We start from the raw sequence: 20439 nt of genomic DNA on the forward strand, positions 1-20439 counted from the left end.
GCGGGCCGGTGAGCACGCCCCGTCACGTCCTCGTCGCCGGGGCGTCCTCGGGCATCGGCGCCGCGACCGTCGACGCCCTCCTCGCGCGCGGCCACGCCGTCACCGCGTCGGTGCGCGACCCCGCGGACGCCGCCGTCCTGGAGCGCAGGCACGACGGCGCCCGCCTGCAGGTCGTGCGCTTCGACGTCACCGACACCGAGGGCATGGCCGAGGTGGTGCGCGACGTCGCCGCGGCGGGCCCGCTGCACGCCGTCGTCGCGAACGCCGGCATCGCGGTGGCGGCGCCGCTGGCCCACCTCCCCGTCGACGACCTCCGCCGTGTGCTCGAGGTCAACGTGGTCGGCCAGGTCGCCCTCGTGCAGGCCGCGCTCCCCGCGCTGCGCCGCGACGGCGGGCGGGTGGTGGTCGTGGGTTCGCTCGCGGGCAGGCTCGCGGGCCCGATGCTCGGGGCCTATGCCGCGTCGAAGGCCGCCCTCGCCACGGCGACCCAGGTCCTGCGCGCCGAGCTCGCGCCGCGCGGGGTGCCCGTGGTCCTCGTCGAACCGGGGGTGACCGCGAGCCCCATCTGGCACCGGGCGCTGGCCGCCACCGCCGATCTCCGCGACCGTCTCGGTCCGGACGTGCAGCGCGACTACGGCGCCCTGTGGGACCAGCTCGCGGCCGAGGGGGCGCGCAACGCCGAGGGCGGCGCCCCGCCGCAGCGGGTGGCGCAGGTGATCGTGCGGGAGGTCGAGGCTCCGCGGCCCCGGGCGCGGCGGCTCGTCGGCCGCGACGCCCACCTCGCCGCCGCCCTCGCGACGCTCCCGGGCCGCGTGCGGGACCGCCTGCTCGCCGCCCGGCACTGAGCCGATCACGGGACGTGACCCGACCGCCGCGCACCGTCACGTTGCGCGATCGGCGTCGTTGATCCCGACGACACGGGTCCGGCATCCGCCGGATACGACCAGAGAACCTCCAGGAGCGCACGTGTTCCGACGCCCCAGCGGCCTGCACAGGGGCTCCGGTCGCGCTGCCGCCCTCGTTCTCGCGGTCACCGCCGCGCTGGTCGCCTGCCTCGGCGGCACGGCGGCCGCCGCGCCCGCCCCGGGAGCCCGGGTGGTTTCCGCGGTCCAGCGCGGCGCCTCGGAGATCGACCTGCAGGTCTTCTCCCCGTCGATGAACGCCACGCTGCCGGTGACGCTGCTCCTGCCCCGCGGCTACGCGAACGGTGCCAGCTTCCCCACGCTGTACACGCTGTCCGGCATGGACGAGATGGACGACAAGGCCTGGACGAAGCTCACCGATCTGCCGGCCTTCGCCGCGGTGCACGACGCCCTGGTGGTCCTGCCTCCGACCAGCAAGGGCGGCATGTTCAGCGACTGGCTCGCCGGGGGGCCGCGCTGGGAGACCTTCAACACCGTCGAGCTGCCCGCGCTGATCCGCTCGCAGTTCAAGGGCAGCGCCCGCCAGGCCGTCATGGGCCTCTCGCTCGGCGGGCACGCCGCGCTGAAGTACGCCGCCCACCAGCCGGGCCAGTGGGCCGCCGCGGCCTCGTTCTCCGGTATCCCGTTCTCCTCCGCGCCGGGCATCTCCACGCTCTACGAGAAGTCGATGATGGACGCGGGCGTCGACCCGAAGGCCCCGTGGGGCGACCCGGTCGCCCAGTCCGCCGTGTGGGCGGCGCAGGACCCGGCGACCCAGGTGCAGAACCTCCGCGGCACCGCGCTCTTCGTCTCCGCCTCGAGCGGTGTGCCCTCCCTGACCGGCGCGGGTGACCCCGCCGTGGGCCAGATCCTGCAGAACCCGGCCGCGGCGCTCGCCGGGGCCTCCCAGGGCAGCACGATCGAGTCCGCCGCCTTCGCGACGTCGGTGCTCTTCGCGCAGAAGGCCGCCGCGTCGGGGGTGCCGGTCACCGCCGACTTCCCGGCCACCGGCGTCCACAACTGGCCGCTCTGGAACGCCGAGTACAAGAAGGCCTGGCCGACGATCGCGGCCGCGCTGGGGATCCCCGCCTGACGTCGTCCGCGGCGCTCGCCGGGGCGCCGACGGTCCAGTTCGCCGCGCTGCGGCCGGGCGACCCCGGCGACGACCCCACCGGGCTGCGCGCCGCCGCCGTGATCGCGACGGCGAGCGCGGGCGCGGGCCTGGTCGTCGTCGACGCCACGGTGGTCAACCTCGCGGCACCCGCCCTCGTCGCGGATCTCGGGATCGGCGGCGGGGGCGCGCAGGGGGTCGTCGAGGCCTACACCGTTGTCTTCGCGTCGCTGCTGCTGTCCGCGGGCCGCCTCGGCGACCGGTTCGGGCGGCGCCGCTGCCTCGCGGCCGGGGCACTGATCCTGGCCGCCGGGGGCGCGCTGGCCGCCGCGGCGCCCGGGCCCGCCGTGCTCCTCGTCGCCCGGGCGCTCCAGGGTGCGGGAGCGGCCCTCGTCTTCCCGGCCACGCTCTCGGTGCTCGGCGCGACGTTCCGCGGGCCGGCGCGCGGCACGGCCTTCGCACTGTGGGGCTCGACGATCGCCGCGACCGCCGGCCTGGGCGCCCTGCTCGGCGGCTGGCTGACCACCACTCTCGGCTGGCGGGCGGTGTTCGCGGCCTTCGTGCCCGTCGGTGTGGCGATCGCCGTCGCGGCCCGGACCGCCCTGCCCGAGAGCCGCGAGCCCACCGGATCGGTCGACCCGGTGGGCGCCCTGCTGTCCGCGGTCGGCGTCGGCGCGGGCGTGCTCGCCCTGGTGCAGGGCCCGGGATGGGGCTGGTGGGTCCCCGGCCCCGCCGCGGCGCCGGGCTGGCCGATCTCCCCGGTGCCCGCGCTGGCGGCGCTGTCGGTGCTCTGCGCCGTGGGGTTCGTCCGGCGCCAGCGCCGGCTGTGCGCGCAGGGCGAGGTTCCCCTGCTCGCGCCCCGGCTGCTGCGGGTCCGGTCCTTCCGGGCCGGGACGGCGGCCGCCGCGGTGATCCACTTCGGCGAGTTCGGCCTGATGTTCGTGCTGCCCTTCTGGTGGCAGGACGTGCTGGGCTGGACCGCGGCCCAGGCTGCCGTCCTGCTCGTGTTCCCGGCCGTCGCGGCGCTGGCCGGCGGGCTGGTGACCTCGGTGCTGGTCCGCCGGGTGGGCCCGCGGGCGACGGTCCGCGCCGGACTGGCCTGCGAGGGCGCCGCCGCGACCGGGCTCGCCCTGGTGGTGGCGACCGGCGCCGCCCCGTTCGGGCTCGGCGCCGCCCTGCTCGCGCTCTACGGGGTCGGGCTCGGGCTCGCCTCGGCCCAGCTCGGCTCGATCGTGCTGGCCGACCTCGCGGGCGACGACGTCGGCGCCGGGTCCGGCGCGATGACGACGGCCCAGCAGATCGGGGCGGCCTTCGGCGTCGCGGTGCTGGGCGCGGTGACGTTCGCGACCCCCGCCCTCGCGGACGGCGTCGCCCGCGCCGTCGCCCTGACCGCCGTGGCCCTGGCGGTCGCCCTCGTCGCGACGTGGCGACTCGGCGGGGCCCCGGGGCTGCGCCCGGCCGGCGGGCGCCACCGCCGCTGAGCGTCCGGACCCGGTCCCGGGGGAGGATGGCACGTGTCCCGCCCGAGGCCCGTCCTGCTCGCCGCCGCGCTCCTCGCCGTCGCCGCGCTGTTCCTCGGCGGATGCGGGGCGCCGGGGACCACCGACCCGCCGGCGACGCCCTCGTCGGCCACGGGGTCCTCGGCCGGATCGTCGTCGGAGCCCGCGACCACGCCGGGCCCGGTCCCGACCGGTGACGTGCACGCCGACCCGGATCCGCTCCCGCCCGGCGGGCCCGGAGACCTCGTCCGGACCGAACCGGTCACGGCCCGGCTCCTGGGGGCCGCGACGACGACCCTGGTGCTGCACCACTCCCGCAGCGCGACCGGGGCCGACGAGGCCGTCACCGGCACCGTGATCGTGCCCTCGACGCCGTGGACCGGGCCCGGGCCCCGTCCGTGGGTCGCGTACGCCCCGGGCAGCCAGGGGCTCGGTGAGCGCTGCGCCCCCTCCCGGCGGCTCGTCGACGGCACCGAGGCCGAGGCCCTGTCCGTGTCGGCGCTGCTCGCGCGCGGGTGGGGCGTCGCGGTCACCGACTACGACGGCTACACCGAGGGCGGACAGCCGTCCTATGTCGCGGGCCCCGCGATGGCGCACGCGCTGCTCGACGTCACCCGGGCCGCCCGCGCGGTGCCCGGCACCGGGATCGCGCCGTCGACGCCGTGGGCGGTGGCGGGCTACTCGCAGGGCGGCGCCGCCGCGGCCTGGGCCGCGTCCGCCCAGCCGCGGTACGCGCCCGAGATGCACCTGGTCGCCGCGACCGCGGGCGGGATCCCGGCGGATCTGGCGGCGGTCGGACGCGCGCTCGACGGTGCTCCGGGTGCGGGCCTGCTGTTCAGCGCGCTCATCGGGCTCGACCACGCCTACCCGGGCATCGGGCTGCTCGGGCTGCTCGACGACGCCGGGAAGGCCGGGGCGGCACGCCTCGAACAGGCCTGTCTGGGGGATCCCGACTTCAACGCGGTGGGCGGGGTCCGGGTGGCCGACGTGACGACCGGCCACCGCTCGTTCGCCGACGTGGCGCGCAGGCCCGCGGTGGCCGCCGCCCTCGCGGCGACGAACCTCGCCTCGGCGCCGCCCCCGCGGGTGCCGATGCTGCAGTTCCACGCCGGCGCCGACGAGCTGGTGCCGTTCGCCCAGGCCGCGGCGCTGCACCGGAGCTGGTGCGCACGTGGGGCGGACACCCGCCTCGACACCGAGCCCGGCGGGCACACCGCGGGGGCCGTCCGGGGCGGGGCCATCGCGATCAGCTGGCTCGCCGACGCCTTCGCCGGCCGCGCGCTCGCGGGGTCGTGCAATCCGTAGCGGTGCCCTGGGGTGTCAGCCCTGCGCACGTCCGCCTCGGCCGGCCCCCCGTCACGGGTTCGCCCTCAGCGCACATGATCTCGCGCAACGCCTGCAACGGTGTAAGCACGAGGGTGTGGACGAGCTCGACGCCTACTCCCGCACCGTGGTCGCCGTCGCGGAGACGGTCGGCCCCGCCGTGGCCGCCCTCGCCGTGGGCGACCCGGAGAACCCGCGCGGCGCGGGCTCCGCGGTCGTCGTGGAGGACCCCGCGGGCGACGGCACCGTCCTGGTGACCAACGCGCACGTCGTCGCCCGCACGCGTACCGGGCGCGCCACCTTCGCCGACGGCACCCACGCCGACGTCCGCGTGCTCGGCGCCGACCCGCTCTCCGACCTCGCGGTCCTCGCCGCGCACCCCGACGCGGACACCCCGCCCCCGGTCGCCCTCGGCGACGCCGCGGGCCTGCGGGTGGGCCAGCTCGTGGTGGCCGTCGGCAACCCGTTCGGCCTCGCCGGCAGCGTCACCGCGGGCGTCGTCAGCGGCCTCGGCCGGTCGCTGCCCACCCGCGATGGCTCCGCGAGCCGCGTCGTCGAGGACGTGATCCAGACCGACGCCGCGCTCAACCCCGGCAACTCGGGCGGCGCGCTCGCCGACGCGTCCGGGAGCGTCGTCGGCATCAACACCGCCGTCGCGGGTGTCGGCCTCGGCCTCGCGGTCCCGATCACGACGACCACCCGCGACATCCTCGACGCGTTGCGCCGGGAGGGCCGGGTGCGGCGCGGCTACCTCGGCGTCGTCGGCTCCCCCGCCCCGCTGCCGGTGGACGTGGCGGCGCGACTGGGGCGCGCCCGGGGCCTGCGCGTGGCCGACGTCGTCGCCGGGAGCCCCGCCGCCCGGGCGGGCCTGCGCCCCGGGGACCTGGTGGTGTCCGCCGACCGCGAGCCGGTGACCGACGCCCAGGGCCTGCAGCGGCGCCTCTTCGCGGGGTCGATCGGGCGCACGCTGCCGGTGACGGTGCTGCGGGGTCAGGCCATGGTCGACGTGCTCGCGACGCCGACCGAGCTGGGGTAGGTGCGGCGGAGGCCACCTTGCCGCGCCCGGACCCGGGATGGCACGGTCGGACGCCGAACGGACAACTGCACACCGCGGGAGCTCGCGCCAGGAGCGGGCTGAGAGGGCGGCTGGAACCCGAGTGTTCCGGTGCCGCCGACCGCACGAACCTGACCGGGTAATGCCGGCGTAGGGAGGCATCGCGCAGCATGAGTGCGCCCACCATCACCACCGGCCCGATCGACGGGTCCCACCGGATCCACCTGCCCGGCCCCGACGGGGTCGACGTCGCCGCACGCCGGATCGAGCTGACCGACGGCACCCATCTCGACGTCTACGACACCTCCGGGCCGTACACCGACGACGAGGTGACGGTCGACGTCGAGGCGGGCCTGCCCCGTCGTCGGGAACCGTGGATCGGCACCGACCTCGACACCGCGCGGACCCAGCTCGAACGCGCCCGCGACGGCGGGACCACCCCCGAGATGCGCTACGTCGCGATCCGGGAGGGCGTCGATCCCGAGCTCGTGCGCCGCGAGGTCGCCGCCGGGCGGGCCGTGATCCCCGCGAACCACCGGCACCCGGAGTCGGAGCCGATGATCATCGGCAAGGCCTTCGCGGTGAAGATCAACGCGAATATCGGCAACTCCGCGGTCACCAGCGGGCTCGCGGCGGAGGTCGAGAAGATGGTGTGGGCGACCCGCTGGGGCGCGGACACCGTCATGGACCTCTCGACCGGCGCGGACATCCACGCCACCCGTGAGGGGATCCTGCGCAACTCGCCGGTCCCGATCGGCACCGTCCCGATCTACCAGGCGCTGGAGAAGGTGGACGGCGACCCGACGCAGCTCACCTGGGAGCTCTACCGCGACACCGTCGTCGAACAGTGCGAGCAGGGCGTCGACTACATGACCGTCCACGCCGGCGTGCTGCTGCGCTACGTCCCGCTCGCCGCGCAGCGGGTCACCGGCATCGTCAGCCGCGGCGGATCGATCATGGCGGCGTGGTGCCTGGCCCACCACCGGGAGTCGTTCCTCTACGAGCACTTCTCCGAGCTCTGCGACATCCTGCGCCGCTACGACGTCACGTTCTCGCTCGGCGACGGGCTACGCCCGGGGTCGATCGCCGACGCGAACGACGAGGCCCAGTTCAGCGAGCTCCGGACGCTCGGGGAGCTGACGCACATCGCGCGCGACCGCGGCGTGCAGGTGATGATCGAGGGGCCGGGCCACGTGCCGATGCACAAGATCGCCGAGAACGTGCGGCTCGAGGAGGAGCTCTGCGGCGAGGCGCCGTTCTACACGCTCGGGCCGCTCGCCACCGACATCGCGCCGGGCTACGACCACATCACCTCGGCGATCGGCGCGGCGCAGATCGCGCAGGCCGGCACCGCGATGCTCTGCTACGTCACGCCCAAGGAGCACCTCGGGCTGCCGAACCGCGACGACGTGAAGACCGGCGTGATCACCTACAAGATCGCCGCGCACGCCGCCGACCTCGCGAAGGGCCACCCGAACGCGCAGGCCCGGGACGATGCCCTGTCGACAGCACGGTTCGAGTTCCGCTGGCACGACCAGTTCCGACTCGCCCTCGACCCGGACACCGCCCGGTCCTTCCACGACGAGACGCTGCCCGCCGAGCCCGCGAAGACCGCCCACTTCTGCTCGATGTGCGGGCCGAAGTTCTGCTCGATGCGCATCAGCCACGACGTCCGCGCCTACGCCGAGGAGCACGGGCTCACGAGCGCCGAGGCGATCGACGCCGGGATGGCGGAGAAGGCGTCGGAGTTCACCGACCAGGGCTCACGCATCTACCTGCCGGTGGCGGGCTCGTGAGCGAGGTCCCGACGACGACCGGCGCGGCCGGTATCGCGCCGCCCGTCGCGCTGTCGATCGCCGGCACCGACTCCGGGGGCGGGGCGGGGATGACCGCGGACGTCCGCGCGTTCGCCGCCTGTGGCGTGCACGGGGCGGTCGCGGTCACCGCGGTGACGGTGCAGAACTCGCTCGGGGTGACCGACGTCCACGAGGTCCCGCCCGACGTCGTCGCCGCCCAGATCCGCACCGTCGCCGGCGACATGGGCGTCGACGCCGCGAAGACCGGGATGCTCGCGACGCGGCAGATCATCGAGGCGGTGGTCGGGGCGTGCGACGCCGTCGGGATCGGCCGCCGCGCCTCGGTGGGCGAGGGCGTGCCGTTCGTCGTCGACCCCGTCGCGGCGTCCATGTCCGGCAGCCCGCTGCTGGCCGGCGACGCGCTCGACGCCGTGCGCACCGAGCTGCTCCCGCGGGCGACGCTGGTGACCCCGAACCTCGACGAGATCGCGCTGCTGGTCGACGTCAAGGTGGTGGACCTGGCCTCGGCCCGGGACGCGGCCGCCGCGCTGCACGACCTCGGCGCCGCCGCCGTGCTCGTCAAGGGCGGGCACCTGGAGGCGACGACGGGGCGGCCACAGCCGGAGTGCGTGGACCTGCTGTCGGTCGGCGGCGAGGTGCACGAGTTCCGCTCGCCGCGCCTGGACCGCCCGCACACCCACGGCGGCGGCGACTCGCTGGCCTCGGCGATCACGGCCGGGCTGGCGCGGGGGATGTCCCTGGTGGACGCCGTGGCGCTCGGCAAGGAGTTCATCACCCTCGCCGTCGAGCACTCCTACCCGCTGGGCGCGGGCCACGGTCCGGTCAGGGCGATGCCGATGTGAGCGGTCCTCCGGTCGGTGACAGCAATGGCCCATTGCTGTCATCTGACGAGCGGACGGCGCCATCCGCTCGTCGGCCGGCGGGCCGCATCCGCGGTCGTGACATCCTCCCGACCGTGGCCGAGACCCCTCCGCGCGCGCTGACGATCGCCGGCTCCGACTCCGGCGGCGCCGCCGGACTCGAGGCCGACCTCCGGGCGATGACGGCGTGCGGCGTCCACGGGTGCGTAGCGGTCACCGCGGTGACCGTGCAGAACTCGCTCGGCGTCTCGGGGGTGCACCTGGTGCCCCCGGACGTCGTCGCGGCGCAGGTCCGCACCGTGGTGGGCGACATCGGTGTCGGCGCGGCGAAGACCGGGATGCTGGCGACCGCGGAGATCATCGAAGCCGTCGCGGACGTCGTCGACGAGGTCGGGATCGGGCGGGGCGACCACCGGGTGCCGTTCCTCGTGGACCCGGTCGCGGCGTCGATGTACGGCGAACCGCTCCTCGACGACGACGCCATGGAGGCCATCCGCACGCGGCTCTTCCCGCGGGCCGCGCTGGTGACCCCGAACCTCGACGAGGTCCGACTGCTCTGCGGGATCACCGTGCGCGACCGCGAGTCCGCCGGGAAGGCCGCCGACGCCCTCCACGACCTCGGCGCGCGCTGGGCGCTGGTCAAGGGCGGCCACCTGCACGGCTCGCCCGAGGTCACCGACCTGCTCTCCGACGGCGAGCGGACGTGGGAGTTCTCCGGGCCGCGCATCGACACCCCGAACGTGCACGGGGCGGGAGACGCCCTGGCCAGCGCCGTCTGCGCCGGCCTCGCCCGTGGTCTCGCGATGCCCGACGCGGTGGCGTTCGCGGAGCGCTACATCCGCCGCGCGGTCGCCGCCTCCTACCCCCTCGGCGCGGGCACGGGCCCGGTCTCCCCGTTCTGGGCGGTCACCAGGTGGGCCGAGACCTCGTGAGCGGCCACCTCCGGTGTGCCGGGGTGAGAGGTCGGGCACACATCTGGGCGTGACCTCGACCCTCGCCCCGCGCGGCCCCCGCCTGCTCCTCTACGCCGAGCGGCCGCGCCGGCGGATGCTGCAGATCCTCACCGACCTCGCCGTCGTGGTGTGGGTCGTGCTCGTGGCCACGGCCGCGATCGCCCTGCACGACACGGTGCTCGCCCTGCAGGCCCCCGGGCGCGGGCTCACCAGCGCGGGCGACCAGGTCCGCGGGGCGTTCGACGGGGCCGCACAGGCCGCGGGCGGGGTGCCGCTGGTCGGTGACCGGCTCTCCGGCGCGTTCACCCCCGGCACCGACGCGGGCACCGCCCTCGCGGACGCCGGGCGGGCCCAGGTCGAGGCGGTCGCGGCGATCGCGACGGGACTCGCGTGGCTGGTCGTCGTGGTCGCCGTCGTGCCCGTCGTCGTGACGTGGCTCGCGCTGCGCCTGCGCTGGGTGCTGCGGGCGCGGCACGCGCTGACCGCCCGGGACCTCGACGTGGACCTGCTCGCGCTGCGCGCCCTCGTCGGCGGGGCGCCCGGACCGGTGCGCCGCGCCGCGGGACCGGGTGGGGACCCGGCTAGCGCATGGCGCCGGGGTGAGCCCAGAGTGCTCCTCCGGTTGGCAGACGTGGAGCTGCGGAGAATGGGCCTGCGGGGCCCGATGTCGGTGACGACCGGCACCGCACCCGTCACCCGTCCGGACGCGTTGGGAGACGGGTGACACGGGGCCCGTCACACCCGGGCGCTACTGGTACGTCCTACCCTGCACCCGTCCGGAAGGGCAGCTCGGGCGATACGGGAGGGTGGGGTCGTGGTCACCGTGGGCTCCGGCAGGACGACGCGCGACGCCCTCGCGCGCGGGGTGACGGCCGTGCGCACACGGGTCACCGGCTTCGTCGCCCGTCAGTACCTCTCCTGGCGCAGCAGGCGCGGGCTCGACCCGATGAGCCTCATCCCCGACTACGCCCTCATGCCGCTGCGCCGCGACGGCCTCGACCCGGTGCCCGCCCTGCGCGAGGCCCGCGAGGACAACCCGGTCACCGACTTCCCCCTGCCTTTCGGGGTGCAGGCGTGGCTGGTGACCGGCCACGAGGAGGCCCGCGAGATCCTGGGCCGCACCCACGGCCTCTCCACCGACTTCACCCACCTCATCGGGCGCGCCGGGATCGCGTCGGGTCAGAACCCCGGCGGGCTCGGCTTCACGGACCCGCCGGAGCACACCCGGCTGCGTCGGCTGCTGACCCCCGAGTTCACCGGGCGACGGCTCGCCCGGCTCGGGCCGCGCATCTCCGAGATCGTGTCGGGGCGGCTCGACGCGATGGCGGCCATCGCCGACGAGGGCGGTGAGGTCGATCTCGTCCGCGACTTCGCGACGCCGATCCCCTCGCTGACGATCTGCGAGCTCCTGGGCATCCCCTACGACGAGCGGGACGAGTTCCAGGCCCTGTCGACCGCCCGGTTCGACCTGTTGGCCGGCGCGACCGCGGCGTTCGACAAGATCTCCGAGTCGCTCGTCTACCTGCGCGGCGTCGTCGAGCGGCAGCGGGCCGCACCGGGAGACGGCCTGCTCGGGATGCTCATCCGCGAGCACGGCGACGAACTGGACACCGACGAGCTCGCCGAGCTCGCCGACGGCCTGCTCACCGGCGGGCTGGAGACCTCCGCGTCGATGCTGGCGCTCGGGTCGGTGATCCTGCTGCGGGACCCGTCGGTGGCCTCGATGGTGCGCGACGAGCCCGGCTCGGTGCACGGCTTCGTCGAGGAGCTCCTGCGCTACCTCACCGTGGTGCAGATCGCGTTCCCGCGGTTCGCGACCGAGGACATGACGGTCGGGGGCGTCGACATCGCCGAGGGCGACGGCATCCTCGTCTCGCTCTCGGCCGCCGACCGGGACCCGCGGCTGACCCCGAACCCCGAGGTCTTCGACCCGCGCCGCCCGCCGTCCCCGCATCTCGCGTTCGGCCACGGGATCCACCGCTGCATCGGGGCGGAGCTGGCCCGGATGGAGCTCCGCACGGCCTACCCGGCGCTCCTGCGGCGGTTCCCGGGGATCGCGATGGCCGCCGACGAGCGGACGCTGCCGCTGCGGACGACGTCGATCGTCTACGGGGTCGACGCGCTGCCGGTGACGCTGCGCTGACCGGTCGGTGCCGGTGCCGGTGCCAGCGATGCCCTATCGGCGTGCTGAACCGAATGCTGACAAGCTCGACGTCAGTCACTCCACATCCTCGATCTCCACGGTCTCGCCCCCGGCCGGCCTCGCTAGGATGCGCGCCCGTGAGCGCCCGCCAGGTCAGCCGCGACATCGTCGTCGAAGCCCCGCCCGCCACCGTGTTCGGCGTCCTCGCCGACCCGCGCGAGCACGGCCGGTTCGACGGGTCCGGCACGGTCCGGTCCGCGATCAAGGGCCCCGACCGGCTCGCACTCGGCGCGCGGTTCGGCATGTCGATGCGTCTCGGGGTGCCGTACGTCATCAACAACGAGGTCGTCGAGTTCGACGAGGACCACTGCATCGCGTGGCGCCACGTCGGCCACCACCGCTGGCGCTACGAGCTGGAGCCGGCGGGCGAGGGCTCGACGAAGGTCACCGAGACCTTCGACTGGTCGACCGCCCGCGCCCCGAAGCTCCTCGAGCTGCTGCGCTACCCGGCGACGAACACCCGCGCGATCGAGGCGACGCTGCCGCGCCTGAAGGCCCACGTCGAAGACCGGGGAGGGTCCTGACGATGCCGTACGCACCCGTGAACGGCCTGTCCCTCTACTACGAGGAGCACGGTTCCGGAGGGGTCCCCCTGCTGCTCGTCCCGGGCGGTCACCTCACGATCGACCTGAACTACGACGACGTCCTCCCCGCCCTCGCGTCCGGCAGGCCGGTCGTCGCGATGGAGCAGCAGGGCCACGGGCGGACCGCCGACGTCGACCGGGCGCCGACGCTCGAGAACCTCGCCGACGACGTCGTCGGGCTCCTCGACCACCTCGGGCTGGACCGCGTCGACGCGTTGGGCTTCAGCCTCGGCGGGCTGGCGCTGATGGATGCGGCGATCCGGTACCCCGACCGGTTCGAGCGCTTCGTGTTCGCCTCCGGCCACGTCCGCCCCGACGGGTACCACGTCGAGATCACCGACCCCTCGCGCTGGGCGACCTCGACCCGGATGCCGACCGCCGACGACTTCGCGGCCATGAAGAGCGAGCACGAGCGACTCGCGCCGGCGGGCGGCGCGGGCCTGGACGTGTTCATGGCCAAGATGCAGCCGACGATCCAGGGGTTCACCGGCTGGTCCGACGACGAGCTGGCGCGGGTCACGGCACGCACGCTGATCCTCGTCGGCGACCACGACTTCGTGACGATCGAGCACGCGGCCCTCGAGCTCGACCGGATCCCGGGCGCGCGCCTCGCCGTCGTCCCGGACGCCACGCACAACGGCCTCATGCACCGCGCCGACGTCGTGCTGCCGATCCTGGAGGACTTCCTCGCCCGCTGAGTCAGCCGGTCGAGGATGCGGAGCTACTGACGTCTCGCGTCAGCATTCAGTTCAGCACGCCGATAGGGCATCGCTGACGAACCCGGCGGCGACCTACTCCACCGTCGGCGACGACGCCTGCGCCCAGTACCGGCGCGGGATGCGCCCCGCCCCACCGGCCAGCCGGCCGGCCTGGACCGCGAGCCGCATCGCCGACGCCATCGCCTCCGGGTCCGACGCCCGCGTCACCGCCGTCGCCAGGAGCACCGCGTCGCAGCCCAGTTCCATCGCCTGCGCCGCCTCGGACGCGGTCCCGATCCCGGCGTCGAGCACCACCGGCACGCTCACCGAGGCCACGATCATCTCGATGTTGTGGGGGTTCCGGATGCCGAGCCCGGTCCCGATGGGCGAGCCTAGCGGCATCACCGCGGCGCACCCGGCGTCGGCGAGCTTCGAGGCCAGCACCGGATCGTCGTTGGTGTAGGGCAGCACCGTGAACCCGTCGTCGACGAGCTGCTCGGCGGCGTCCAGGAGCTCGATGGGGTCGGGCAGGAGCGTGCGGTCGTCGGCGACGACCTCGAGCTTGACCAGGTCGGTCCCCAGCGCCTCGCGCGCCATCCGCGCGGTGAGCACCGCCTCGGCCGCCGTCCGGCACCCCGCGGTGTTGGGCAGCGCCTCGATCCCGAGCCGCTCCAGGAGCGCGAGGACCCCCGGCCCGCCGCCGGCGTCGAGGCGGCGCATGGCCACCGTCGTCAGCGCCGTCCCGGACGCGACGAGCGCCCGCTCCAGCACCGCCAGGTTGGCCGCGCCCCCGGTCCCCATGATCAACCGGGATCCGATCTCCCGGCCGCCGATCACCAGGGGATCCACCCCGATCCTCGTCGCTGCGCTCGCCCCTGCACCGACCCCCGTCGCTGCGCTCGCCCCTGCCACGTGACTCAACCTCCCTGCACCGCGGTGAGCACCTCGACGACGGCGCCCTCGCGCAGCGGGGTCGACGCCCACGACGCGCGCGGGACGACCTCCCCCGACACCGCGACCGCCACCCCGCGCTCGGGCACGCCGTGCGCGGCGAGGACGTCGGCGAGCGTCGCGTCCGGGGGGACCGGCGTGACGACGCCGTTGACGAGGACGTTCATGAGGACACCTCCAGGGGCGCGAGCCGTGACGCCGACGCCGCGAGCGACTCGTCCGGAGCCGGACGACCGGCGAGCAGTTCCCCGACGACGTCGGCGGTCAGGGCGGTGAGCAGGATGCCGTTGCGGCCGTGCCCGAAGCACGCGAACAGGCCCTCCGGCGCGCCCGGGACGGGACCGAGCACGGGCAGGTTGTCCTCGGTGCCGGGCCGGAAGGACGCCGAGCTCTCCTCGAGCGCGTAGTCCGCGATCCCCGGGAGCACGCGCTCGGTGTCGGCGAGCAGGTCGCGGACCCCGCCGACGGTGACGTCGCCGTCGAACCCGACCTCGTACTGGGTCGCGCCCAGCACCAGCCGCCCGCCGTCGCGCGGCACCGCGTACACCGCGCGCCCGGCCACGGCGGCCCGCACGGTCCGCGTCGGCGGCGGCAGCGAGCCGGGCCGGGCCCGCACCCGCAGGATCTCGCCCTTCACGGGCCGCACCAGCCCGGACAGCGCCGGGTGCAGCGACGCCGACCACGCCCCGGCCGCGACGACGACCCGCCCGGCCGCGAGCACCTCGCCCGACGCCAGTTCCACGCCGGAGACCGCTCCGCCGGACTCGGCCACCCGCGCGGCGGGCTCGGTCCGCACGACGACCCCCGCCCGCTCGGCCGCCGTCCGCAGCGCGGCGAGCAGGAGCCGGTTGTCGACGGCCAGGTCGTCCGGCACGGCGAGGCCCGCCCGGACGGCGGGTCCCAGGGCCGGTTCCCGACGACGGGTCTCGCGGCCGGTCAGGCGCTCGGCGTCGCGGCCCCAGGCGCGCAGGTGCTCGACGATGCGGTCGAGGTCCTCCCGGTCGGCGGCGTCCACGACGACCGCGAGCGTGCCCTCCCGGCGCAGGCCCACGGACCGCCCGGAGGCCCGCTCGACGGCGTCCGCGAACGCCGGCCACCGCGCGAGTGACGCCGCGCCCAGCTCGAGCAGCGCGCGCTCGCCGGGCCAGGCCTCGGTGATCGGCGCGAGCATGCCGCCCGCCACCCACGACGCTCCCGAGGCCGGTTCCGGGTCGACGAGCACGACCTCGTCCGCGAGCCGGTCGCGCGCGGCGACCCAGGCCGCCGTCGTGCCGACGACGCCCGCGCCGAGAATCACAAGGCGGTCGCTCATGGTGCTTCCCTCCCTGCGCCGGCATGACCCGGATCAGGTTCGACGGTCGGGACCCTGGCGCGCTGCGCGCCGTCCCCTCTCAGCCCGGCTCCTCCGGGCTCCCGTGGTGGTGCTCGACCGCCACCCTACGCGCTAGCGTCGGCGGCGATGACCAGCTCGACGCACGCCCCGGAGGACATCGGCACCCGCCGCCGCGAGCGGCTGGCAGGGGCCCGGCTCTACGTCTGCACCGACGCCCGCCGCGAGCGCGGCGACCTCGCCGAGTTCGCCGACGCGGCCCTGCGCGGCGGGGTGGACCTGCTGCAACTGCGCGAGAAGGGGATGGAGGCGCGAGACGAGCTGGCAGCGCTCGAGGTGCTCGCCGACGCCTGCCACCGCCACGACGCCCTGCTCGCCGTCAACGACCGCGCGGACATCGCCCTGGCCGCCGGAGCCGACGTCCTGCACCTCGGCCAGGACGACCTGCCGGTCGGGTACGCACGCCGGATCCTCGGCGACGACGTGCTGATCGGGCGCTCGACCCACGACGTCGACCAGGCGCTCGCGGGCGCCGTCGAGCCCGGCGTGGACTACTTCTGCGCCGGCCCATGCTGGCCGACCCCGACGAAACCGGGCCGTCCGGCCCCGGGCCTCGACCTCGTGCGCGCCACCGCCGCGGCGGCGCCGGAGCGGCCCTGGTTCGCGATCGGGGGGATCGACCACGCGCGGTTGCCGGAGGTCGTAGCCGCCGGGGCGACGCGGGTGGTTGTCGTCCGCGCGATCACCGACGCCGAGGACCCGGAGGCCGCGGCTCGGTCGCTCGTAGGTGCCTTCGGCTTGTGAGCACTTTCCGGGGCTATAGCCCCGGAAAGTGCTCACAAGCGCGAAGCGCACCTAGGGCGACGAGCTGCCCGTCTGACCCTGGAAGCGCGGCAGCAGCGTCGAGAGGACCCCGCCGTTGCCCTGCTGCTGCTGGCTCCGGCTGGTGCTCGGCGCGGACGACTGCGAGGAGTTCGACCCGGTCTGGCCGCCGTTCTCCTGGTTCGACCCGCTCTCCCGGGTCTCCGAGGTCGACGACGTCGAGTCGGAGCTGTCGGTGTTCCCGGTGGTCGGGGTCTCGCTGCTCGTCGCCGTACCGGTCGACTGCCCGAAGACGGAGCCCACCGACGTGCCCGAGTCCCCGCCCGAGAGCGGGTGCCCGGCCGCCGACTCGACCGCGAAGCTCGCGAGGATCGCGATGGCGAAGACGCTCGCCGCGACACCTCCGAGGGCGGCCCAGGTCTTCCAGCCCAGCTTCCAGTTCAGCTTCCGGCGCGGCGCCTCGACCGCGTCGGAGAGCTGGGTGGGGTCGTTGCCCGGTCCCGCGCCGAGGAGGGCGGTGACCGCCTCGCCCGGGGGTGTCACCGGCATGCCGGGAGGGGGCGTGGGCAGACCCGGCGTCGGGACGCGACGCGTCGGGTCGGCGGGCCCGGTGCCGCGCGGCGGCGTCCCGGGAGCACCCGGGGGCAGGGGCCTGCCGTCGGGACCGCGGGGCGGCCCGCCGTCGGGAGTGCGCGCGTCGGGGATGCGGCGCGTCGGGTCCGCGGGCGGCGGCAGCGGGCGGCCCGACGCGTCGAGGCGCGTGGTGACCGTGCGCCCGCCTGCGCGGAGCTGCTGCGGACCGCCCGGCTGCGGGGTCAGGCCCGGCTGCGGGTTCGCGGCCTGCTGCGGGGTGCCGACCTGGCGGCGTCCGGGGGCGAGCCCGCCGTCGGGGAGACGGTGGGTCGGGAGGGCGGGCGCCACGGGACGGTTCGGCGGGCCGACCGGACCCGGCGGCCGCGCCCCGGGGGGTGCGCCCGGGCCGACCGGGCGTCCGACGACACCGGCCTGGCGCGTCGGAGCACCCGGGTCGCCGGTGACCTTGGCGACGGCGTTCGCGACCTTGTTCCCCGCGACCGCGTTCACCACCAGGCGGTCCTTCACCGCGTCCCGGGTCTTCTCCAGGGAGCGCTGGTAGAGCGCGCCGCCGATCGTGGAGATGATCGAGGCGACGGCGGCGCCACCGATGGTGCCGACGACACCGAGGAAAGAGCCCAGGATCGCCGCAGTGGCCGCCGCCAGCGCGCTGGCGACGATCTGCGGGACGGTGAGGCCGGAGGACGACGAGCTCTTCGTCGAGTCGTCGGGCGGCGGAGTCGCGCCACCGCCTGTCGTCCTCGTCGAGGTCTGTGCCATAACTCCCAGGGCTCGTCGTCACATCGGGGTCGTGCGGGCCGGACGTCGCGCAGCAGGCAGCACGCCGGCTCCACGAGGATCCACCATCCAGGACGTCGGACAGCCTGCCAGTGTTCAGCCGTGGTGAGAACGTTCACCCCCTTCGCGGAGGCCATCGAGACGAGCAGGACGAGCCGACTGCTCCGGACGGGGCATCGCACCGCCCGCGGCAGGCGCGAGGATGATCTGGACCATGCCCTGGAGCACGTTCGTCGCCGTGGGCGACAGCTTCACCGAAGGAGTCGGGGACCTCGATCCGACCGGCGCCGAGCGCGGCTGGGCCGACCGGGTGGCGGAGGCGCTCGCCGTCCGGTCCCCCGACCTGCGCTACGCGAACCTCGCCGTGCGGGGCCAGCTCCTGGACCAGATCGTCACGGGTCAGGTCGAGCGGGCGCACGCGATGGCACCCGATCTCGTGAGCCTCTGCGCCGCGGGCAACGACCTGCTGCGCCCCTCCACCCGGCCGGCGGATCTGGCGCGCCGCTTCGAGGAGGCGGTGGTCCGCCTCGCCGACGGCGGCGCCGACGTGCTCGTCTTCACCGGGTTCAACACGCGGGCCACCCCCGTCGTCGACCTCGTCGGACGACGGCTCGCGACGATGAACCAGCACATCCGCGACATCGCCGAGCGCCAGGGCGCCCTGCTGGTCGACCTGTGGGCGATGGACACCCTCGCCGACCCGCGGGCCCGCGCCGACGACCGCCTGCACCTCAACGCCGAGGGGCACCGGCGCGTCGCCGCACGGGTCTGCGAGGTTCTCGGCGTGCCGACCGGGGACGACTGGCGCGACCCCTGGCCACCGCAGGCCTCCACGCCCTGGGTCCGCCGTCGGGAGGAGGACCTGCGCTGGGCGCGGGAGTACCTGCTGCCGTGGGTGGGTCGCCGGGTGCAGGGCCGCAGCACGGGCGACGGCAGGCCACCGAAGCGTCCGGAGCCGGTACCGGTCCGATAGGTCGCCCGGGCCACATCCTCACGCCGGGCCGGGCGCCTCCGCGTCGACACCCTGCTCGCCGGGCACGAATCCGCCGTCCACCGGGTGGCGCGGTCCGGGGTGCCCGGGCGGCAGTACGGAGCGCACCAGCGGCCAGGACCCGAGCGCGCACACCAGGACGAGCGGCCAGGTCAGCACCACCTGGGCGATGCCCAGCGCCACGACGTGGTCGGTGGCCCAGAGCGGCAGCATCACGACGATCCGCACCAGATACTGCGCGGCCCACAGCCAGCTGGCCCGGCAGTAGCCGCGCACCAGGTCCGGGTCGTTGCGCCACGCCCGGGGCCGGCCCAGCGCGGCGCTGACGACGAGCCCGAGCAGCGGCCAGCGGATCGCGATCGAGACCAGCCACGCCGCGAGGCTCCCGGCGTTGGCGATGATGCGCGGGAGGAAGAAGTCCTCGGCGCGGCCGGTGTAGAGCGCGATCAACGTCGCGACGACCGCGACGAGCAGGCCCACCGCCGCCGCCCGGGGCCGTTCCCCGCCGCGCCAGCGGACCACCGAGATCACCCCGGCGACGACGACGGCCGCGAGCCCGCCGAGCAGGATCGGCTCCGGCCACGCCAGGGCCTGGGCGACGAGCCACACGGCCACGAACGCCACGGTGGGCAGCGCGGCGTCGGCCATCTGGCGCCCGGTGCCCGCGAGGATCTCCAGGATGGGGTCGTCCCGACGCCTCAACCGCACGCGATCCACTCTAGGTGTGAGGGCAGCCTCGCCTCAGGACGGCGTCGGCGTCCGAGTGACGACGGCCCCCGACCGGATGGCTACGGGCTCGTCGCCGGCGCGATCCCGCGGCGCATCATCTCGGCCCGGAACTCCGGCGAGGGCGTGGACGGCGTCGAGACGTCCACGAGCAGACCGTTCGGGTCGGTCACGAGCATCCGGCGCCTGCCGTAGAACTGGTCGCGCGGCGGCGCCACGACGGGGATGCCCTGCCGACGGGCCTGGACGTGGAGCGCGTCGACGTCGTCGACGACGAACGTGAGGACGATGCCCGCGGGATCGGCCCGGTACGGCGGCGGCACCATCTCGTGGCCGACCGCCCAGACCCCGAGCTCGCAGACCGGCTCGCCCTCAGCCTCGGGCGTCGTCGCGAGCGCCACGTAGTAGTCGCTGTCGAAGGTGACCTCGAAGCCCAGCAGACCCACGTAGAAGTCGCGGGTCTCGGGCAGGCGGTCGGACAGGATGGTCGAATACGCACGCTGCAGCACCATCGGGGCCTCCTCGCGGGTCGGCTCCATCATGGGCGATACCCGCCCCGGCACCGACCAGCAGGGGTCACGACACGCTCTCGGCGTCCACCTGGTCCAGCGCGGCCACGACGCGGGTGCCGACCGACACGCGGATCACCGCCCAGCAGGCCTCGGTGAGCTGCGCGCCGAGGGCCCCGATGTCCGCGCCGTGGGCCTCGTCGAGCCAGTGCGCCGCGGCGGCGTCGACCATCCCGACGAGCCCGTACGCCAGCGGGTGCGCCGTGGCCGGCGGGATCTCCGCCCCGAGCGAGCCGTCGACGAGCATCTGCGCGGTGTGCGCGGACACCACGCCGCGGACGTTGGTGCTCGCCGACTCCGCCGAGTCGCTCGAGGGCAACGAGTTGCGCTTGAGATAGTGGTAGACGTTCTCGTGCGCGGCGAGCCAGCGCAGATGCGCCGAGATCGCGCGCTCGAGCATCTCGCGCGGCTTCCCCGACGGGCGCCAGACCGGCTCGAGCTCGGTCACCAGGCGTTCCACGCTGCGGGCGGCGATGGCCGCCTGCATGTCGTCCTTGCCGTCGAAGTGCCGGTAGAGCCCGGGGCGGGAGACGCCGGCCTCGGTCGCGATCTGCTCGGTGGTGACCTCGGGTCCGTGCTTCTCGATCGCGACCACCGCGGCGTCGACCAGCTCGAGGCGACGGGCCTCGCGGTGGCCCGCCCAGCGTCGCGTCCTGCCGTCCATGGTCAGACCAG

The 20439-nt window shown here is 75.5% G+C and carries 21 protein-coding genes; 14 read left to right on the forward strand and 7 right to left on the reverse strand.

Going from position 1 to position 20439, the window contains the following annotated elements; genetic code table 11:
- Window positions 1-8 precede the first annotated feature (8 nt).
- From VGI02_RS07460 to VGI02_RS07515, 12 genes are all read left to right on the forward strand, one after another.
- Window positions 9-845, forward strand: coding sequence for an SDR family NAD(P)-dependent oxidoreductase (locus VGI02_RS07460; RefSeq protein ID WP_331626660.1), 837 nt, complete (start codon window positions 9-11; stop codon window positions 843-845).
- A 121-nt stretch (window positions 846-966) separates the two neighbouring features.
- Window positions 967-1995, forward strand: coding sequence for an alpha/beta hydrolase (locus VGI02_RS07465; RefSeq protein WP_331626661.1), 1029 nt, complete (start codon window positions 967-969; stop codon window positions 1993-1995).
- Window positions 1996-2093: 98 nt separating this feature from the next.
- Entirely contained in the window at window positions 2094-3494 is a 1401-nt protein-coding gene (locus tag VGI02_RS07470) for an MFS transporter (protein WP_331626662.1), read from the forward strand.
- A 33-nt stretch (window positions 3495-3527) separates the two neighbouring features.
- Window positions 3528-4817: a lipase family protein gene (locus VGI02_RS07475; RefSeq protein WP_331626663.1), complete on the forward strand. Its 1290-nt coding sequence runs from the start codon at window positions 3528-3530 to the stop codon at window positions 4815-4817.
- Window positions 4818-4932: 115 nt separating this feature from the next.
- Complete coding sequence (locus VGI02_RS07480) at window positions 4933-5871, forward strand: S1C family serine protease (RefSeq protein ID WP_331626664.1); 939 nt, start codon at window positions 4933-4935, stop codon at window positions 5869-5871.
- Window positions 5872-6059: 188 nt separating this feature from the next.
- The gene (gene thiC, locus VGI02_RS07485) at window positions 6060-7685 is read left to right on the forward strand and encodes a phosphomethylpyrimidine synthase ThiC (protein ID WP_331626665.1); all 1626 of its coding nucleotides are present in this window, start codon (window positions 6060-6062) and stop codon (window positions 7683-7685) included.
- A complete protein-coding gene (thiD, locus tag VGI02_RS07490) occupies window positions 7682-8548 on the forward strand; it encodes a bifunctional hydroxymethylpyrimidine kinase/phosphomethylpyrimidine kinase (protein ID WP_331626666.1) in 867 nt (288 codons plus the stop codon). The genes thiC and thiD (VGI02_RS07490) overlap by 4 nt, the downstream gene beginning before the upstream one ends.
- A gap of 113 nt (window positions 8549-8661) precedes the next feature.
- Complete coding sequence (gene thiD, locus VGI02_RS07495; protein WP_331626667.1) at window positions 8662-9498, forward strand: bifunctional hydroxymethylpyrimidine kinase/phosphomethylpyrimidine kinase; 837 nt, start codon at window positions 8662-8664, stop codon at window positions 9496-9498.
- A gap of 49 nt (window positions 9499-9547) precedes the next feature.
- The gene (locus VGI02_RS07500) at window positions 9548-10243 is read left to right on the forward strand and encodes a hypothetical protein (RefSeq protein WP_331626668.1); all 696 of its coding nucleotides are present in this window, start codon (window positions 9548-9550) and stop codon (window positions 10241-10243) included.
- A gap of 222 nt (window positions 10244-10465) precedes the next feature.
- A complete protein-coding gene (locus VGI02_RS07505) occupies window positions 10466-11662 on the forward strand; it encodes a cytochrome P450 (RefSeq protein WP_414638214.1) in 1197 nt (398 codons plus the stop codon).
- A 137-nt stretch (window positions 11663-11799) separates the two neighbouring features.
- Window positions 11800-12246, forward strand: a complete 447-nt coding sequence (locus VGI02_RS07510; RefSeq protein WP_331626669.1) for an SRPBCC family protein — start codon at window positions 11800-11802, stop codon at window positions 12244-12246.
- A gap of 2 nt (window positions 12247-12248) precedes the next feature.
- Window positions 12249-13004 (forward strand): alpha/beta fold hydrolase, encoded by a 756-nt coding sequence (locus tag VGI02_RS07515; protein ID WP_331626670.1) that lies wholly within the window; start codon window positions 12249-12251, stop codon window positions 13002-13004.
- Between the two features lie 93 nt (window positions 13005-13097).
- On the opposite strand, the gene VGI02_RS07520 is transcribed toward VGI02_RS07515, so the two are convergent.
- From VGI02_RS07520 to thiO, 3 genes are all read right to left on the reverse strand, one after another.
- The gene (locus tag VGI02_RS07520; RefSeq protein WP_331626671.1) at window positions 13098-13853 is read right to left on the reverse strand and encodes a thiazole synthase; all 756 of its coding nucleotides are present in this window, start codon (window positions 13851-13853) and stop codon (window positions 13098-13100) included.
- A gap of 68 nt (window positions 13854-13921) precedes the next feature.
- Window positions 13922-14122, reverse strand: a complete 201-nt coding sequence (thiS, locus tag VGI02_RS07525; protein WP_331626672.1) for a sulfur carrier protein ThiS — start codon at window positions 14120-14122, stop codon at window positions 13922-13924.
- Window positions 14119-15267, reverse strand: a complete 1149-nt coding sequence (gene thiO, locus VGI02_RS07530; RefSeq protein WP_331626673.1) for a glycine oxidase ThiO — start codon at window positions 15265-15267, stop codon at window positions 14119-14121. The genes thiS and thiO overlap by 4 nt, the downstream gene beginning before the upstream one ends.
- Before the next feature lie 147 nt (window positions 15268-15414).
- Between thiO and thiE the strand changes: the two genes are divergently transcribed.
- Window positions 15415-16089 (forward strand): thiamine phosphate synthase, encoded by a 675-nt coding sequence (thiE, locus tag VGI02_RS07535; protein WP_331626674.1) that lies wholly within the window; start codon window positions 15415-15417, stop codon window positions 16087-16089.
- Between the two features lie 51 nt (window positions 16090-16140).
- On the opposite strand, the gene VGI02_RS07540 is transcribed toward thiE, so the two are convergent.
- A complete protein-coding gene (locus tag VGI02_RS07540) occupies window positions 16141-17460 on the reverse strand; it encodes a hypothetical protein (protein WP_331626675.1) in 1320 nt (439 codons plus the stop codon).
- 232 nt (window positions 17461-17692) lie between these two features.
- Between VGI02_RS07540 and VGI02_RS07545 the strand changes: the two genes are divergently transcribed.
- Entirely contained in the window at window positions 17693-18451 is a 759-nt protein-coding gene (locus VGI02_RS07545) for an SGNH/GDSL hydrolase family protein (protein ID WP_331626676.1), read from the forward strand.
- An 18-nt stretch (window positions 18452-18469) separates the two neighbouring features.
- Here VGI02_RS07545 and VGI02_RS07550 read toward each other — a convergent pair whose 3' ends face one another.
- The 3 genes from VGI02_RS07550 to VGI02_RS07560 form a co-directional block, all read right to left on the reverse strand.
- Window positions 18470-19177 (reverse strand): DUF3159 domain-containing protein, encoded by a 708-nt coding sequence (locus VGI02_RS07550; RefSeq protein WP_331626678.1) that lies wholly within the window; start codon window positions 19175-19177, stop codon window positions 18470-18472.
- Window positions 19178-19257: 80 nt separating this feature from the next.
- A complete protein-coding gene (locus VGI02_RS07555; protein ID WP_331626679.1) occupies window positions 19258-19737 on the reverse strand; it encodes a VOC family protein in 480 nt (159 codons plus the stop codon).
- Between the two features lie 34 nt (window positions 19738-19771).
- Complete coding sequence (locus VGI02_RS07560) at window positions 19772-20428, reverse strand: TetR/AcrR family transcriptional regulator (RefSeq protein WP_331626680.1); 657 nt, start codon at window positions 20426-20428, stop codon at window positions 19772-19774.
- Window positions 20429-20439 lie beyond the last annotated feature (11 nt).

The sequence above is a fragment of the Actinomycetospora sp. genome, from assembly GCF_036497245.1.
Lineage (GTDB): Bacteria > Actinomycetota > Actinomycetes > Mycobacteriales > Pseudonocardiaceae > Actinomycetospora.

Coding starts and splice junctions, on each gene's coding strand:
- thiE (WP_331626674.1), top strand. CDS start 15,415: ATGACCAGCTCGACGCACGCCCCGGAGGACATCGGCACCCGCCGCCGC.
- thiO (WP_331626673.1), bottom strand. CDS start 15,267: ATGAGCGACCGCCTTGTGATTCTCGGCGCGGGCGTCGTCGGCACGACG.
- VGI02_RS07555 (WP_331626679.1), bottom strand. CDS start 19,737: ATGATGGAGCCGACCCGCGAGGAGGCCCCGATGGTGCTGCAGCGTGCG.
- thiS (WP_331626672.1), bottom strand. CDS start 14,122: ATGAACGTCCTCGTCAACGGCGTCGTCACGCCGGTCCCCCCGGACGCG.
- VGI02_RS07515 (WP_331626670.1), top strand. CDS start 12,249: ATGCCGTACGCACCCGTGAACGGCCTGTCCCTCTACTACGAGGAGCAC.
- VGI02_RS07505 (WP_414638214.1), top strand. CDS start 10,466: ATGAGCCTCATCCCCGACTACGCCCTCATGCCGCTGCGCCGCGACGGC.
- VGI02_RS07540 (WP_331626675.1), bottom strand. CDS start 17,460: ATGGCACAGACCTCGACGAGGACGACAGGCGGTGGCGCGACTCCGCCG.
- VGI02_RS07545 (WP_331626676.1), top strand. CDS start 17,693: ATGCCCTGGAGCACGTTCGTCGCCGTGGGCGACAGCTTCACCGAAGGA.
- VGI02_RS07560 (WP_331626680.1), bottom strand. CDS start 20,428: ATGGACGGCAGGACGCGACGCTGGGCGGGCCACCGCGAGGCCCGTCGC.
- thiC (WP_331626665.1), top strand. CDS start 6,060: ATGAGTGCGCCCACCATCACCACCGGCCCGATCGACGGGTCCCACCGG.